This is a genomic window from Streptosporangium sp. NPDC006007 (assembly GCF_040614315.1).
Classification (GTDB): Bacteria; Actinomycetota; Actinomycetes; order Streptosporangiales; family Streptosporangiaceae; genus Streptosporangium.
Genome location: NZ_JBEXUG010000012.1, coordinates 127,888 through 142,946, shown reverse-complemented (window position 1 = coordinate 142,946; position 15,059 = coordinate 127,888). Strand labels below are relative to the sequence as shown.

Below are 15,059 nucleotides of genomic sequence, written 5' to 3'. Positions count from 1 at the left end.
TAGGCTCAACGCCCGATGTTGCTTACCCACTTGGGGAAATCTTTCCCGGCCCCTTACCCGCGTGCTCGGCCGGCCCGATCTGGGCGGCCTCCCGGCCGGCGCCTCCGGCCTCCCGGCTCCTGAGCCTCTCCTGCTCCCTGAGCTCGCGTTCGCGGGTCTTCTCCAGCTCCTTGAGCTCCCGTTCGCGGGCCTTCTCCTGTTCCCTGGCCTGTTTGCCGGCCTCGCGCTGTTCGCGCTCGCGCGCCTTGTCCAGCTCCCGCTGTTCGCGTTCGCGGGCCTTCTCGGCCTCGCGTTGCTCGCGTTCGCGTGCCTTGTCCAGCTCCCGCTGCTCCCGCTGACGGATCTTCTCCTGTTCCCTGGCCTGTTTGCCGGCCTCGCGCTGTTCGCGCTCGCGGAGTTTCTCCTGCTCCCTGAGCTCCCGTTCGCGGGACTTGTCCAGCTCCCGCGTCTGGCGGGGTGGCAGCGGCGCCCGCCGCTGCTCCAGGCCGTGTGAGGAGGAGGTGAGCCGGGGGCGGGCGGCCAGCCCGGTCAGGCCGTTCCACGCCAGGTTGACCAGGTGCGCGGCCACCTCCTCGCGCGGGGGCCTGCGCACGTCCAGCCACCACTGGCCGGTCAGGGCCACCATGCCGACCAGCATCTGCGCGTACATGGGCGCCAGTTTCGAGTCGTAGCCCCGCTCGGCGAACTGGTCGACCATCACGTCCTCGACCTGACTGGCTATGTCGTTGATCAGGCTGGCGAACGTGCCGGTCCCCGAGGCCGCGTGCGAGTCGCGGACCAGGATGCGGAAACCCTCGCTGTTCTCCTCCACATAGGCCAGCAGCGCCAGAGCCGCCCGTTCCAGCTTGATCAGCGCGTGTGAGGCGGACAGCGCCTCCGTCACCATGCCGAGCAGTTTCTGCATCTCGCGGTCGACGACGACCGCGTAGACGCCCTCCTTGCCGCCGAAGTGCTCGTAGACCACCGGTTTGGAGACGTTGGCGGTCGCCGCGATCTCCTCGACCGATGTGCCGTCGAACCCCTTCTCCGCGAACAGGGTCCGGCTGATCTGAATCAGCTGCTCTCGGCGTTCCTTACCTGACATACGTCGCCGGGGTTCGCTCACGCCCCTAATAATGGCGTTTCCCGCTCGCGCGGCGGGAACTTTGCTCCGGACCGCCCGCACATCGACGGTCTGGCCGGCCGTCGCCGGCACCGTTGTCACGCGGGCCGCCGTGGCGGCCCTGGGGGGATCCGGGGAGATGTCAGGTGGCAATGCGCTTCGCCGCCAGCCGTTCGGGCGTCGGCCAGCGGACGCTGTGCACCCAGCCGGCCTTCTCGAACCAGCGGATCACGCCCGCGCTGAGGTCGATCTGGCCCTTGAGCGCGCCGTGCCGCGCGCAGGTCGGGTCGGAGTGGTGCAGGTTGTGCCAGGACTCACCGAACGACGGGATGGCCAGCCACCACACGTTTCGCGACTTGTCACGCGACTCGAAGACCTCTTCGCCGAAGACGTGGCAGATGGAGTTGATCGACCAGGTCACGTGGTGAAGCAGCCCGATCCGGACCAGGGTGCCCCAGAAGAAGGCGGTGGCCACGCCCCACCACGACCAGGTCAGCAGGCCGCCCAGCAGCGCGGGGAGCACCATCGAGGTGATCGCCAGCACCGGGAAGAACTTGTGCAGCTTGACGATGTCCGGGTCCTTGACGAGGTCTGGGGCGTACTTCTCGCGGTTGGTCCGGTCGGTCTCGAACAGCCAGCCCATGTGCGCCCAGAGCAGTCCTTTGGTCAGCGGCAGGAAACCGCTGCCGAACCTCCACGGGGAGTGGGGGTCGCCCTCCTTGTCGGAGAACTTGTGGTGCCTGCGGTGGGTGGCCACCCAGTCCAGCACGGACATCTCCAGCGAGAGACTGCCCGCGATGCCCAGCGCGATCTTCAGCGGGCGCTTGGCCTTGAACGCCCCGTGGGTGAAGTAGCGGTGCAGGCCGACGGTCACGCCCAGCCCCGAGATCACGTAGAAGACACCGGCGATCACGATGTCGGTCCAGCCGAGCCCCCAGCCCCAGGCGAACGGGACGGCCGCGAGCAGGGCGAGCAGCGGTGCCGCCACGACCACGCCGAAGACGATGAGTTCGGCGGTGGTCTTCGGCTCGGGGTCGACCTCAGGTTTGGGGCCCGGAGCTGGACGTTCTGCGATGACGGTCATGCGCTACCTCGCAAGAGCTGGACGAGAACATCGGGTTTTGTCTGGCTACGCCACCGTAACCTACGCCATCGTAAGTTAGGAATCCCTAAGCCTCTAATGTGGGGAAGGTGACTCTGGTCGGGGAGTCCCATAGGGGTTTCATGACTTGCGGCAATCGGCTTCACCTGTTAGAGGGCTGTTTCGGTACGGCGGGCCGGAGGGGGCGTTCCACCGCCGGGCTGGCCCCGTGGTCGACGAGGTCCCGGAAACGAGGCGCGTTCGATATCAAGGGCTCGGTATCGTAGGGGGGCCGGGTGTTCGGATTGCGTCCGAATCGCCAGGCTGATCCGGCATTGGGTAATTGGCAGCCCGCAAGGTTTTGGTCCTTGTTGTCCAGGTTCGAGTCCTGGTGCCGGAGCGATTGCTTCTGTCCGTTTTAGCAGCTCGGCCGGTCGGCTGGGTGGGTTCCCGGGCGGGAAGGTATCCTCACGTTGTCGAGCGGATGACGGGACGGTGCCCTGATGGTGGCCGCCGGTCGTCCCGCTCTGTCATGTCTCAGCCGCGACGCCGAGGGAGCCTCGTCCGTGAGTGTGCCGCGCCCGGCCGCCGTCATCGTCCTCGCAGCAGGTGAGGGCACCCGGATGAAGTCGAGAACACCCAAGATTCTGCACGAGCTGTGCGGCCGTACCCTGGTCGACCACATGCTCACAGCCGCCCGAGGTCTCGAACCCGGGCGGCTCATCGTTGTCATCGGTCATGAGCGAGATCGGGTCCAGGCGCATCTGGAGCGGACCAGTCCCGACGCCCAGGCCGTCGTGCAGGCCGAGCAGCGGGGGACCGGCCACGCGGTCAGGATCGTGCTGGAGGCGGTCGGCGCCATCGGCGGCACGGTGCTGGTGACCTACGGCGACACCCCTTTGCTGCGCACCGAGACCCTCGCCGCGCTCCTGGAACGGCACAATCAGGACGGCAACGCAGTCACCGTCCTCACCGCCGAGGTCCCCGACCCTCACGGCTACGGCCGGATCGTCCGCGACGCCGTCGGAACGGTCCTGGAAATCGTCGAGGAGAAGGACGCCGACCCCGCGCAACGGGCGATCAGGGAGATGAACTCCGGCGTCTACGCCTTCGACGGCCTCCTGCTGGCCGACGCGGTGAAGCGGGTGTCCACCTCCAACGCCCAGGGTGAGGAATATCTCACCGAGGTCCTGTCCATCCTGAGGCAGGACGGCCACCGGGTCGGCGCGCACATCGCGGCCGACCACGTCGAGGTGGAGGGCGTCAACGACCGGGTCCAGCTCGCCTTCGCCCGCCGGGTGCTCAACTCCCGGCTGCTGGAGGCGCACATGCGCGCGGGCGTCACGGTGATCGACCCGGGCAGCACCTGGGTGGACGTGGACGTGACCCTGGAGCCGGACGTCGTGCTCCATCCCGGCACCCAGCTGCACGGCCGTACGGTGGTCGCGGAGGGGGCGGAGGTCGGTCCGGTCTCCACACTGACCGACACGCTCGTCGGCGCGGGGGCGGTGGTGCGCAACGCCGTCTGCGTCGAGGCCCGGATCGGGCCCGAGGCCGTGGTCGGGCCCTACGCGTACCTGCGGCCAGGCACCGTGCTCGCCAGGAAGGCCAAGGCCGGAACCTACGTCGAGATGAAGAACGCCCAGGTCGGCGAGGGCGCGAAGGTGCCCCATCTCAGCTATGTGGGGGACGCCGTCATCGGCGCGGGGGCCAACATCGGCGCCTCGTCGGTCTTCGTCAACTACGACGGGGTCGACAAGAACCTGACGACGGTGGGCGAACACGCCTTCGTCGGGTGCGACACCATGCTCGTCGCGCCGGTGAACATCGGCGACGGCGCCTACACCGCCGCGGGCTCGGTCATCGACAGCGACGTCCCACCCGGGGCGATCGGGGTGGCCCGCGGACGGCAGCGCAACATTGAAGGATGGGTCGCGCGCAAACGCGCGGGCAGCAGATCGGCCGAGGCGGCGCTGCGAGCCGCCGAGACCGGAAATCAGCAGGGGAGCAGGACGTGAGCGAGCGAAGCGAGCGGGCCGGCGGGTACGGCGGCGTCGCTGAGGCAACGGCGAGCCGTCACAGAGGGAGGACGGCATGAGCGGCATCAAGCAGACCGGTGAGAAGAACCTGATGTTCTTCTCCGGGCGCGCGTACCCGGAACTGGCCGGGGAGGTGGCCAGTCACCTGGGGGTCGACACGACCCCCACCACGTTGCGCGACTTCGCCAACGGTGAGATCTACGCCCGCTACCTGGAGTCGGTCCGGGGGTGCGACGCGTTCGTGATGCAGAGCCACACGGAACCGATCAACCAGTGGATCATGGAGCAGCTGATCATGGTGGACGCGCTCAAGCGCGCCTCGGCCGAACGGATCACCGTGATCATGCCGTTCTTCGGCTACGCCCGTCAGGACAAGAAGGGCCGGGGGCGCGAGCCCATCACCGCCCGTCTGATGGCGGACCTGTTCAAGACCGCGGGGGCCGACCGGCTGATGTCGATCGACCTGCACACCTCCCAGATCCAGGGGTTCTTCGACGGCCCGGTGGACCACCTGTTCGCGATGCCCGTGCTGGTCAACTACCTCAAGGACAAGCTCGACCTGGAGACGACCACGGTCGTCTCGCCCGACACCGGCCGGGTGCGGCTCTCCGAGCGCTGGGCCGACACGCTGGGCACCCCGCTGGCCTTCATCCACAAGCGCCGCGACCTCGACGTGGCCAACCAGGTGAAGGTGAACGAGGTCGTCGGCAAGGTGAGGGGCCGGACCTGCGTGCTGATCGACGACATGATCGACACCGCCGGCACGATCTGCAAGGCGGCCGACGCGCTGTACGAGCAGGGCGCCACCAACGTGCTGGTGGCCGCCACGCACGCGGTGTTCTCCGACCCCGCGGTGGACCGGCTGAAGAACTCCAGGATCTCCGAAGTGATCGTCACCAACACGCTGCCGCTCGCCGAGGACAAGAGGTTCGACAAGCTCACCGTGCTGTCGATCGCCCCGCTGATCGCCCGCGCGATCACCGAGGTGTTCAACGACGGTTCGGTGACAAGCCTGTTCGAGGGGGACAGCTGACCCGCGGTCGAAGCCCGGCGGGATACCGATAGGCTGGGGGGATCGTGTGCGCTCGTAACGCCTTCCGCTAGGGCGGGTGAGGGGGAGCGCACCTTTCCGTTCATCGAAGATCCCTAGGAGATCCGCCGTGTCCGAGGTAGTCATCAACGCCGAGCCCCGCACCGAGTTCGGCAAGGGCGCCGCTCGCAAGATCCGCCGCGAGCACAAGGTGCCCGTCGTCCTCTACGGCCACGGCACGGACCCCCAGCACCTGGCGCTCCCGGGCCACGAGCTCCTGCTCGCCCTGCGCACGCCGAACGTGCTGATCCGTCTTCAGGGCGCGGTCGCCGAGCTGGCGCTGCCCAAGGGCGTCCAGCGTGACCCGATCAGGGGCTTCCTGGAGCACGTCGACCTCCTCCTCGTCAAGCGCGGCGAGAAGGTCACCGTCGACATCCCCGTCACCGTGGTGGGCGAGGTGGCCGACGGCCTCCTCGACCAGCAGCTGGTCTCCGTCTCGGTCGAGTCCGAGGCCACCCACATCCCGACGGGCGTCGAGGTCGACGTCGAGGGCCTGGCGGTCGGTGCCCAGGTCACCGCGGGCGACCTGAAGCTGCCCAAGGGCACCACCCTGATCGCCGACCCGGAGACGCTGGTCCTCCACGTCACCGCCTCCCCGACCGGCGAGCCCGAGGCCGGAGAGAGCGCCGAGGAGGCCGCCGAGGGCACCTCCGCCGAGGCCGCCGAGTAGTCCTCTCCGCCACACCTGTCAGGGCAGTCCACATCCGGGCTGCCCTGACGCGCATACGAAGGGATGCCGACCGTGGACCGCTGGTTGGTCGTGGGCCTGGGGAATCCGGGGGCGGAGTACGCCGGGAACCGGCACAACGCGGGTTTCATGGTCCTCGACGAGCTCGCCGTACGGGCCCAGGGGCGGTTCAAGGCGCACCGGTCGCGGGCCGAGGCGCTGGAGGGCCGGCTCGCGGGAGCCCCCGCCGTGCTGGCCAAGCCGCTCTCCTTCATGAACCTCTCCGGCGGGCCGGTGAAGGCGCTGGCCGACTTCTACAAGGTCGACCCTGGCCGGGTCATCGTCGTTCACGACGAACTGGACATCCCCTACGGCGCGCTCAGGGCCAAGCTGGGCGGCGGCGACAACGGGCACAACGGGCTGAAGTCCATCACCAAGTCCCTGGCGACCCGTGACTACCTGCGGGTTCGGTTCGGCATCGGCCGGCCGCCCGGCCGGATGGACGCCGCGTCCTTCGTCCTCAGGGACTTCGTCACCGCCGAGCGCAAGGACCTGCCGTTCCTGGTCGACCGGGCCGCCGACGTGGTCGAGTCACTGATCAGGGTGGGCCTGGAGCCCACTCAGAACGCCTTCCACACCGGCGACCTGAACGTCTCGGGCCCGCCCCGCTAGCGGGGCGGGGACTCCGCCGCCGGGGCCGGTGCGGCGCCGGCGGCCTCAATGTCCACAGAGACATACGTTTCGGTCTTCAATCCTCGGGCCTCGGTTCTTCCCGCTAACATTCGATCACTGTCCGTTGACGAATGGTTACGCAGGGGGAGCGTGTGCGCGACGTGACCGCCGTCCAGGCGACGCCGAGAACCGTGTCGGCGACCCGTCCGCGTGCGCCCGGCTGGGTCCGCCGTTACAGGGCGCGGGCCGTCGTCGCCGACGTCCTCTCCGCCTGCCTTGCCGGAGTGCTGGCCCTGTTCGTTCGATTCGGCGAGGTCACTCCCTATGTGACGCCGTACGTGATCTTGAGCGCGGCGCTCCCCGTCGCCTGGGTCTGCGCGATCGCGCTGAACCGCGCCTACGAGCCACGCCTCATCGGCCTCGGCGCCGAGGAGTTCCAGCGGGTCTTCCAGTGCGGGTTCACCCTCACCGCGGCCCTGGCCATCGGCGCCTACGTGACCAAGACCGACGTGGCCCGAGGCTACGTGGTGCTGGCGATCCCGCTGGCGACCCTGGTCACCATCCTCGCCCGCCACGGCCTCCGCCGCCGCCTGCACCGCAGCCGGGCACGGGGGGCCTGCATGCGGCGGGTCGTGGCCGTGGGACACCGCGCCGCGGTCGCCGAACTGGTCCGCCGGTTCCGCCGGGAGCGCTACCACGGCATGGAGGTCGTCGGCGTCTGCCTGCCGTACGACGGCATGGGCGACGTGGAGGGGGTCGCGGTCCTGGGGGGCCTGGTCGACGTGCCGCTGGTGGTCGGCCAGGTGTCGGCGGACACCGTGGCGGTGCTGGCCTGTCCGGAGATGGACGGGGTGGCGCTGCGCCGGCTGGCCTGGCGGCTGGAGAAGACCCAGACCGATCTGGTGGTGGCCCCGGCGCTGATGGAGGTGGCCGGCCCCCGGATCACCATCCGCCCGGCGGCGGGGCTGCCGCTGCTGCACGTGGACCACCCCGAGATCGCCGGCCTGCGTCAGCTGGTCAAGAACCTCTTCGACCGGCTTGGGGCCGCGTTGCTGCTGGTCGCGCTGGCGCCGCTGCTGGCCGGGCTGCTGCTGGCCGTCCGGGCCTCCGGTCCGGGCCCCGCGCTTTTCCGGCAGCGGCGGGTGGGCAGGGACGGCGTCGAGTTCACCATCTACAAGTTCCGGACGATGAGCACCGACGCGGAGCGGCGGAGGATCGACCTGGTCGGCGACGGCCACGGCGTGCTGTTCAAGATCCGGAATGACCCGCGGGTGACCCCGCTGGGCGCCCGGCTCCGCCGCCACTCCCTGGACGAGCTGCCGCAGCTGCTCAACGTGCTGCTCGGCCACATGTCGCTGGTGGGCCCCCGGCCTCCGCTGCCGGAGGAGGTCGCCCGCTACGGAGACGACGTCCGGCGCAGGCTGCTGGTCAGGCCGGGGATGACCGGTCTCTGGCAGGTAAGCGGCCGCTCGGACCTTTCCTGGGAGGAATCGGTACGGTTGGACCTGCGTTACGTGGAGAACTGGTCCCTCACACTGGACCTGCAGATCCTGTGGAAGACCTGGTCGGCTGTCGCGCGAGGGGCTGGAGCATACTGATGACGATTCGCGACGACCACGTTCTCGCCGCGGACCTCGCGGCGGAGGCGGGGGAGAGGCTGCTGGCCCTGCGCGAGAAGACGGGGTTCGCCGACCCGTCCGCACTCCGCGCGGAGGGTGACACCGCCTCCCACCTGTTCCTGATGGAGGCCCTGTCGACCTCACGCGAAGGTGACAGTGTGCTGTCCGAGGAGGCGACCCAGCGGGAGCGCCTCGACCCCCGCCGCCTCACCGCCGAGCGGGTCTGGATCGTCGATCCGCTGGACGGCACCCGCGAGTTCGCCGAGGAGGGGCGCGACGACTGGGCCGTCCACGTGGCGCTCTGGGAACGCGGCGCGCTGACCGCCGGGGCGGTGGCGCTGCCCGCCGGGGGCCGGACGCTCTCCACCCTCGATCCCCCCGTGCTGCCCGCTCCGCGGCCCGGGGTCAGGCCGCGGATAGCGGTCAGCAGGACCCGGCCGCCGGGGTTCGTCCAGGACCTGGCCCGGCTCGTCGGCGCCGACCTGGTGCCGATCGGATCGGCCGGTGCCAAGATCTCCGCGGTGCTCACCGGAGAGGTCGAGGCCTACGTGCACGCCGGCGGCCAGTACGAATGGGACTCCGCGGCGCCGGTGGCCGTCGCGCTCGCCTCCGGGGCTCACGCGAGCCGAATCGACGGCTCTCCGCTGACCTACAACCAGGGTGACCCCTCGCTGCCCGATATCCTTGTTTCCCTACCGGGACTGGCGCCGATGTTGCTCGCTGGAATCCGGGATCTGCACCGATAATTCCCGCTAGGAGAGTCAGATGCTTCAGCGCGACTACACCACGTCGCAGCTCGATGTCCTTGAGGCCGAGGCCGTCCACATCATGCGTGAGGTGGCGGCCGAGTTCGAGCGCCCCTGTCTTCTCTTCTCCGGCGGCAAAGACTCCATCGTCATGCTCCGCATCGCGGAGAAGGCGTTCTGGCCCGCGCCGATCCCGTTCCCGCTGATGCACGTGGACACCGGGCACAACTTCCCCGAGGTCATCGAGTTCCGCGACCGCCGGGCGCGGGAGCTGGGCGTGCGTCTCGTCGTGGCCGGGGTCCAGGACTCCATCGACGCCGGCCGGGTGGTCGAGGAGACCGGCCGCAGGGCCTCCCGCAACCGCCTGCAGACCACCACCCTGCTGGACGCCATCGAGGACAACGAGTACGACGCCGTCTTCGGCGGTGCCCGCCGTGACGAGGAGAAGGCCCGGGCCAAGGAACGGGTGTTCTCCTTCCGCGACGAGTTCGGCCAGTGGGACCCCAAGAGTCAGCGCCCCGAGCTGTGGAACCTCTACAACTCCCGGATCCGCAAGGGTGAGCACATCCGGGTGTTCCCGCTCTCCAACTGGACCGAGCTCGACATCTGGGACTACATCCGGCGGGAGGGCATCGAGATCCCGTCGATCTACTACGCGCACACGCGCAAGGTGTTCGAGCGCGACGGCATGCTGCTGGCCGACAGCGAGTTCATCGTCCGCGACGAGGACGAGCCGCTCGTCGAGCTCCTGGTCCGCTACCGCACGGTGGGCGACGTGACCTGCACGGGCGCCGTCCAGTCGGCCGCGGCCACGGTCGAGGAGATCATCGACGAGATCGCCGCGACCCGGGTCACCGAGCGCGGGGCCACCCGCGCCGACGACCGCGCGTCCGAGGCGGCCATGGAGGACCGCAAGCGGGAGGGGTACTTCTAGTGCGTGACGTCCCGCCGCACCGGCCGAGCCCGGCGGCCTCCCGGCCCCGTGTGATCCGAGACATCCCTCCGGTGTGGCCTTCCCGGGAAAACCGTTCGACCTCTGGAGAGCAGTTCTAATGGACATCCTTCGCTTTGCCACCGCGGGAAGCGTCGACGACGGAAAGTCGACCCTCATCGGGCGGCTGCTCTTCGACTCCAAGGCGATCTTCGAAGACCAGCTTGAGGCCGTCGAGCGCACCTCCCGCGACCGCGGCACCGAGTACACCGACCTGTCGCTGCTCACCGACGGCCTGCGGGCCGAGCGGGAGCAGGGCATCACGATCGACGTCGCCTACCGCTACTTCGCCACGCCCAGGCGCAAGTTCATCATCGCCGACACCCCCGGGCACATCCAGTACACCCGGAACATGGTCACCGGGGCCTCCACCGCGGACCTGGCGATCATCCTGATCGACGCGCGCAAGGGCGTGCTGGAGCAGTCGCGCCGGCACGCGTTCCTGACCACGCTGCTGCGGGTGCCGCACCTGGTGCTGGCGGTCAACAAGATGGACCTGGTCGACTACTCCCAGGAGCGCTTCGAGGAGATCCGCGAGGAGTTCACCGCGTTCGCCTCCAAGCTGAACGCGCCCGACCTCACGTTCATCCCGATCTCCGCGCTCCACGGCGACAACGTGGTGTCCCGCTCGGAGAGCACGCCCTGGTACAACGGCTCCTCGCTGCTGCACCACCTGGAGCACGTGCACATCGCCTCCGACCGCAACCTGGTCGACGTGCGCTTCCCCGTGCAGTACGTCATCCGGCCGCAGCGGGCCACCGACCCGGCCTTCCACGACTACCGGGGCTACGCCGGCCAGGTCGCCGGCGGCGTGCTCAAGCCCGGCGACGAGGTGACGCACCTGCCCTCGGGCCTGACCACGCGCATCGCGTCGATCGACACCTTCGACGGCCCGGTGGAGGAGGCGTTCCCGCCGATGTCGGTGACCCTCCGCCTGGAGGACGACATCGACATCTCCCGGGGCGACATGATCTGCCGTCCGAACAACCAGCCGCACGTCGCCCAGGAGCTGGAGGCGATGGTCTGCTGGATGACCGACGCCGTCAAGCTGGGCCCGCGCACCAAGCTGACCATCAAGCAGACCACCCGGACGGCCCGTGCGCTCGTCCGCGACCTGCACTACCGGCTGGACGTCAACACCCTGCACCGCGACGAGTCGGCCCCGTCGCTCGGCCTGAACGAGATCGGCCGCGTCTCGCTCCGCGTCACCCGCCCCCTGTTCGTGGACGACTACGCGAGAAACCGCCTCACCGGCGGCTTCATCCTGGTGGACGAGGCCACCAGCAACACCGTCGGCGCCGGGATGATCGTCGAGGCCAGATAGGGACACGCTCTCGGGCAAGACCCCGCCCAGGTAGATCCTTTGTCTGTTCTCCGGTCGCCTGGTAACTCTCCGCGATAGCCTGGGCACGTTCCGTATCCACTGGGTAAGGATTCGTGCCTGTGTCTGATCGTCCGCCCCCCGCCCGGGTCGTTTTCCTGGGCGGCCTTGGTCGCAGCGGGACCACGTTGCTGGAGCGACTCCTCGGTGAGGTGCCCGGCATCGCGCCCCTCGGTGAGGTCGCCCACCTCTGGGCCCGGGGCGTGCTGGCGGACGAGGCGTGCGGGTGCCACGCGCCGTTCGGCACCTGCCCGTTCTGGCACAAGGTCGGCGAGCGCGCGTTCGGGGGCTGGTCCGAGGGGCTGGCGGGTCGCGTGCTCGCGCTCGGGCGGCGGGTGGATCGCACCCGCCGCATCCCCGCCCTGGCACAGCTCCTGGCCGAGAACCGGACCGGCAGCCGGGAGTGGCCGTCGCCCAGGGCCGCCGAGCTGGCCGAGTACACCGCCGCCCACCGGCGTCTGTACGACGCGGCCGGTGAGATCGCCGACTGCCCGGTCGTGATCGACTCCAGCAAGCACGCCTCCCTGGCCTTCTGCCTGGCGGCGTCCGGGGTCGACGTCCACGTGGTGCACGTCGTCCGCGACCCCCGCGCGGTCGCGCACTCCTGGCACCGGCGGGTCGCGCGGCCCGAGGACGGCGGCCCGATGACGCGCTGGTCACCGGCCCGCACCTCGCTGCACTGGCTGACCCAGAACCTCAGCCTGGAGCTCCTGGCCCGCAGAGGTGTTCCGGTCACCCGAATCCGCTACGAGGACCTGCTCGAAGCGCCGGCCGACACGCTCAGACGCCTGGTCGGCAGGATCGGCCTCCGACCCCGGCTGGACTTCCTGACCGCCCGCGAGGCCGAGCTCTCCCAGGCTCACACGGCCTCGGGCAACCCCATGCGCTTCACGGTCGGCCGGATCGGCCTGGTGCCCGACGACGGCTGGCGCACCGCGGTCCCCATCAGGCATCGGCGCCTGGTCACCGCGCTGACCTGGCCGCTGATGGTCAAGTACGGCTATCACTGGAGGCTCGCGTGAGTCCATCGGTGGGCGTGGTCATCCCCACGCGAGGACGCCGGCCCGAGCAGCTCCGCGCCGCCGCGTGCGCCGCCCTCGGCCAGGACCACCCGGGTCCCGTCGAGATCGTCGTCGTCGTGGACGGCGGTGACGCCGCTCCGGTCGTCGACCAGCTCGCGGATCTTCTGGCCGGAGGTGTTCCCGGCCTCTGGGAGACGGCGCCGGTGTCGCGTAGTATCCGAGTGGTGACCAACCGGCGTAGTCCCGGTTTGCCGGGCACTCGTAACACGGGCATCGCGGCGCTCGGCACCGATCTGGTGGCCTTCTGTGACGACGACGACCGCTGGCTGTCCGGTAAGATCAGTTCACAGGTCGCCGCCTTGCGGGCGGAACCCGGCGCGGAGTTCTCCAGCTGCGCCATCGAGGTCGAGTACGGCTCACGCCGCGTCTCGCGCCTCGCCGGAACCTCCACGGTCACCCGGGCCCATCTGGTGCGCTCGCGCATGGCGATGGTGCACTCCTCGACGTTTCTGTTCCGGCGCGGCGCGTTCTGGGTGGACGAGAGCGCGCCGAACGGTCAGAACGAGGATTGGGATCTGGCGCTGCGGGCCGCCGCGCGTCACCCGATCGTGCACGTCGACCGTCCGCTGGTGCGGGTCCGCTGGGGTGGCTCGCTGTATGTGGCCCGCTGGGCCGACCGGATCGCCGGGCTGGAATGGATGCTCGCCCGGCACCCAGATCTGGCCGTGGACCCGCGCGGCGCGGCGCGGGTCTACGGTCAGCTTGCCTTCCACCACGCGGCTCTGGGCCGGCGGCGGGAGGCGAGCCGCTGGGCGTGGCGGGCGTTCGCCGCACGCCGCGGCGAGCCTCGCGCGCCCATCGCCCTCGCCGTGGCGGCGGGCCTGGTGTCGGCGCAAGCCGTGCTCAACGCCCTCCACCACCGTGGACGTGGTATCTGATGACGCTCAGGGGGATTCGGAAAAGCTTCGGGGTTCCGCGTCGGCGGCCACGGTCCGACCGCCCTGACCGGGCGACCCGCAGGAGACTGCGCCGCAGGGTGCACGTGGCCGGTCTCGCGATCGACCCGATGACCGAGGGCGAGGTGGTCGAGCACGTGGTCGCCGCGTTGAAACGCGGCGAGGGCGGCCACCTGGTCACTCCGAACGTGGACATCGGCTGGGCCGCGGCCCACGACCCCGAGGCGCGGCAGATCATCGAGGGTGCCGACCTCGTGGTGGCCGACGGCATGCCGCTGGTCTGGGCGGCGAGACTGCTCGGCACGCCCGTCCCCGGCAGGGTCGCCGGCTCGGACCTGATCTGGTCCCTGTCGGAGGCCGCCACCTTCTACCGCTACCCGATCTATCTGCTGGGCGGTCCACCGGGGGTGGCCAGGCAGGCGGCAGGCCGGCTGACCGACCGGCATCCCGGGCTGGTCGTCGCCGGGGTGGACGCCCCGCCGTACGGGTTCGAGACCACCCAGGAGAGCTGCGCCAGGGTGCGGGACGCCGTGGTGGCCGCCGCGCCCCGGCTGGTCTTCGTCGGACTCGGGTTCCCCAAACAGGATCGGCTCATCGCGCAGCTCCGCAAGGATCTGCCGGCCACCTGGTTCGTCGGCTGCGGCGCGGCGATCGCGTTCGCGGCGGGCGCGGTGCCCCGGGCGCCCCTGTGGATGCAGCGGACCGGGCTGGAATGGCTCTTCCGGCTGCTCAACGAGCCGGGCCGTCTGGCCCGCCGCTACCTGCTGCACGACCTGCCCTTCGCACTGTGGCTACTCACCGCCTGCCTGTTCCGCCGCCTGTTCTCCTAACCCGTACCCGCTCTTTCGCGGTCATCGGCCGTGGGTGACGCGAAGCTTGGACTGCTTGTGCGTTGACTGCTCCCAGTCGTCCATGAACCGGGCTTTCAGGCCGTACCGGCTCGCGAGATCCGTGAGGGTTTCGGTCCGGTAGTAGAAATCCTCACGCAGTACGTGGTGTTCGGCCTTCTCGGTGCGGTCGAAGGTGAAGTCGAAGAAGCCGTCCGGGTGCAGGATCCGGCCGACGTGACGCAGGCACTCGTCGACGACCTCCAAGGGACTGTGCGAGAAGACGCTGTGGGCGTGGACGACCGTGAAATGGGCGTCGGGGAGTGTGGCGAAGGTGAGGTCCTTCACCAGGCTCAGGTGTGGCACCTTGGACTGCAGTCCATGCTGGGTGAGAGTGTGCGCCGCCGCCAGCAGGATCTCCGGTGAGATGTCGATGCCGTGGTAGTGGCCGGGCTCAAGGTAGTCGATGAGCCGCCAGCCGAGTCGCAGGTTTCCGCAGCCGATGTCCAGGACCCGGTCCCGCGGTGTGACCCCGTGATCGAGCAGATAGTCGAACTGCATCCTGCCGATCCGGAGCCAGCTCTTCCGGCGGTGACTGCCGATCGCGGCGTCCGCGCTCATCTCGGCTATGTCGGAGCGCATGACCTCGCGATAGTAGGAGACATGATCCGCGGTCGTCGCCCGGAGCTTCGCATCGCGCAGCAGTCGCCTCAGGTGAGGCCAGACCTTGTCAGGATGGCGCAGTGCGTAGGCCAGTTGATAGATGCGGCTTGATCGCCGGCGTGCTACGTAAGGGCGCTTTGTCATCACTCCACGTTAGAATCGCGGGCTCGTCGCCACTCTGACATCCGAGAACGATCGGGGAA

Annotated in this window: 14 protein-coding genes and 1 tRNA gene; 12 read left to right on the top strand and 3 right to left on the bottom strand. The window is 69.6% G+C overall.

Going from position 1 to position 15,059, the window contains the following annotated elements:
- Positions 1-22: 22 nt before the first annotated feature.
- Both ABZ194_RS12695 and ABZ194_RS12690 read right to left on the bottom strand, forming a co-directional pair.
- Complete coding sequence (locus ABZ194_RS12695) at positions 23-1,105, bottom strand: TetR family transcriptional regulator (RefSeq protein WP_355595408.1); 1,083 nt, start codon at positions 1,103-1,105, stop codon at positions 23-25.
- A 139-nt stretch (positions 1,106-1,244) separates the two neighbouring features.
- Positions 1,245-2,186 carry an acyl-CoA desaturase gene (locus ABZ194_RS12690; RefSeq protein WP_355595406.1) on the bottom strand — a complete coding sequence of 314 codons (942 nt, stop codon included), beginning with the start codon at positions 2,184-2,186 and terminating at the stop codon, positions 1,245-1,247.
- A gap of 325 nt (positions 2,187-2,511) precedes the next feature.
- On the opposite strand from ABZ194_RS12690, the gene ABZ194_RS12685 reads away from it, so the two are divergent.
- The 12 genes from ABZ194_RS12685 to ABZ194_RS12630 all read left to right on the top strand — a co-directional run bounded on the left by ABZ194_RS12685 (position 2,512) and on the right by ABZ194_RS12630 (position 14,196).
- Positions 2,512-2,583 (top strand) — tRNA-Gln (locus ABZ194_RS12685).
- A gap of 166 nt (positions 2,584-2,749) precedes the next feature.
- Entirely contained in the window at positions 2,750-4,201 is a 1,452-nt protein-coding gene (gene glmU, locus ABZ194_RS12680; RefSeq protein WP_355595404.1) for a bifunctional UDP-N-acetylglucosamine diphosphorylase/glucosamine-1-phosphate N-acetyltransferase GlmU, read from the top strand.
- 76 nt (positions 4,202-4,277) lie between these two features.
- Positions 4,278-5,255, top strand: coding sequence for a ribose-phosphate diphosphokinase (locus ABZ194_RS12675; protein WP_355595402.1), 978 nt, complete (start codon positions 4,278-4,280; stop codon positions 5,253-5,255).
- A 127-nt stretch (positions 5,256-5,382) separates the two neighbouring features.
- Positions 5,383-5,982: a 50S ribosomal protein L25/general stress protein Ctc gene (locus ABZ194_RS12670; RefSeq protein ID WP_355595399.1), complete on the top strand. Its 600-nt coding sequence runs from the start codon at positions 5,383-5,385 to the stop codon at positions 5,980-5,982.
- A 63-nt stretch (positions 5,983-6,045) separates the two neighbouring features.
- Positions 6,046-6,651 (top strand): aminoacyl-tRNA hydrolase, encoded by a 606-nt coding sequence (pth, locus tag ABZ194_RS12665; RefSeq protein WP_355595397.1) that lies wholly within the window; start codon positions 6,046-6,048, stop codon positions 6,649-6,651.
- 131 nt (positions 6,652-6,782) lie between these two features.
- Complete coding sequence (locus ABZ194_RS12660; protein WP_355595395.1) at positions 6,783-8,249, top strand: sugar transferase; 1,467 nt, start codon at positions 6,783-6,785, stop codon at positions 8,247-8,249.
- Positions 8,249-9,016, top strand: coding sequence for a 3'(2'),5'-bisphosphate nucleotidase CysQ (locus ABZ194_RS12655; protein ID WP_355595393.1), 768 nt, complete (start codon positions 8,249-8,251; stop codon positions 9,014-9,016). The genes ABZ194_RS12660 and ABZ194_RS12655 overlap by 1 nt, the downstream gene beginning before the upstream one ends.
- A gap of 19 nt (positions 9,017-9,035) precedes the next feature.
- On the top strand, positions 9,036-9,950 hold the full coding sequence (gene cysD / locus ABZ194_RS12650; protein ID WP_355595391.1) for a sulfate adenylyltransferase subunit CysD: 915 nt from the start codon (positions 9,036-9,038) through the stop codon (positions 9,948-9,950).
- A gap of 118 nt (positions 9,951-10,068) precedes the next feature.
- Positions 10,069-11,331, top strand: a complete 1,263-nt coding sequence (gene cysN, locus ABZ194_RS12645; RefSeq protein ID WP_355595389.1) for a sulfate adenylyltransferase subunit CysN — start codon at positions 10,069-10,071, stop codon at positions 11,329-11,331.
- A 119-nt stretch (positions 11,332-11,450) separates the two neighbouring features.
- The gene (locus tag ABZ194_RS12640) at positions 11,451-12,410 is read left to right on the top strand and encodes a sulfotransferase (protein ID WP_355595387.1); all 960 of its coding nucleotides are present in this window, start codon (positions 11,451-11,453) and stop codon (positions 12,408-12,410) included.
- Positions 12,407-13,348: a glycosyltransferase family 2 protein gene (locus ABZ194_RS12635; protein ID WP_355595385.1), complete on the top strand. Its 942-nt coding sequence runs from the start codon at positions 12,407-12,409 to the stop codon at positions 13,346-13,348. Before ABZ194_RS12640 ends, ABZ194_RS12635 begins: the two co-directional genes overlap by 4 nt.
- A 98-nt stretch (positions 13,349-13,446) precedes the next feature.
- Positions 13,447-14,196 carry a WecB/TagA/CpsF family glycosyltransferase gene (locus ABZ194_RS12630; protein WP_355595383.1) on the top strand — a complete coding sequence of 250 codons (750 nt, stop codon included), beginning with the start codon at positions 13,447-13,449 and terminating at the stop codon, positions 14,194-14,196.
- 21 nt (positions 14,197-14,217) lie between these two features.
- On the opposite strand, the gene ABZ194_RS12625 is transcribed toward ABZ194_RS12630, so the two are convergent.
- Positions 14,218-15,000, bottom strand: coding sequence for a class I SAM-dependent methyltransferase (locus ABZ194_RS12625; RefSeq protein WP_355595381.1), 783 nt, complete (start codon positions 14,998-15,000; stop codon positions 14,218-14,220).
- Positions 15,001-15,059: the final 59 nt, after the last annotated feature.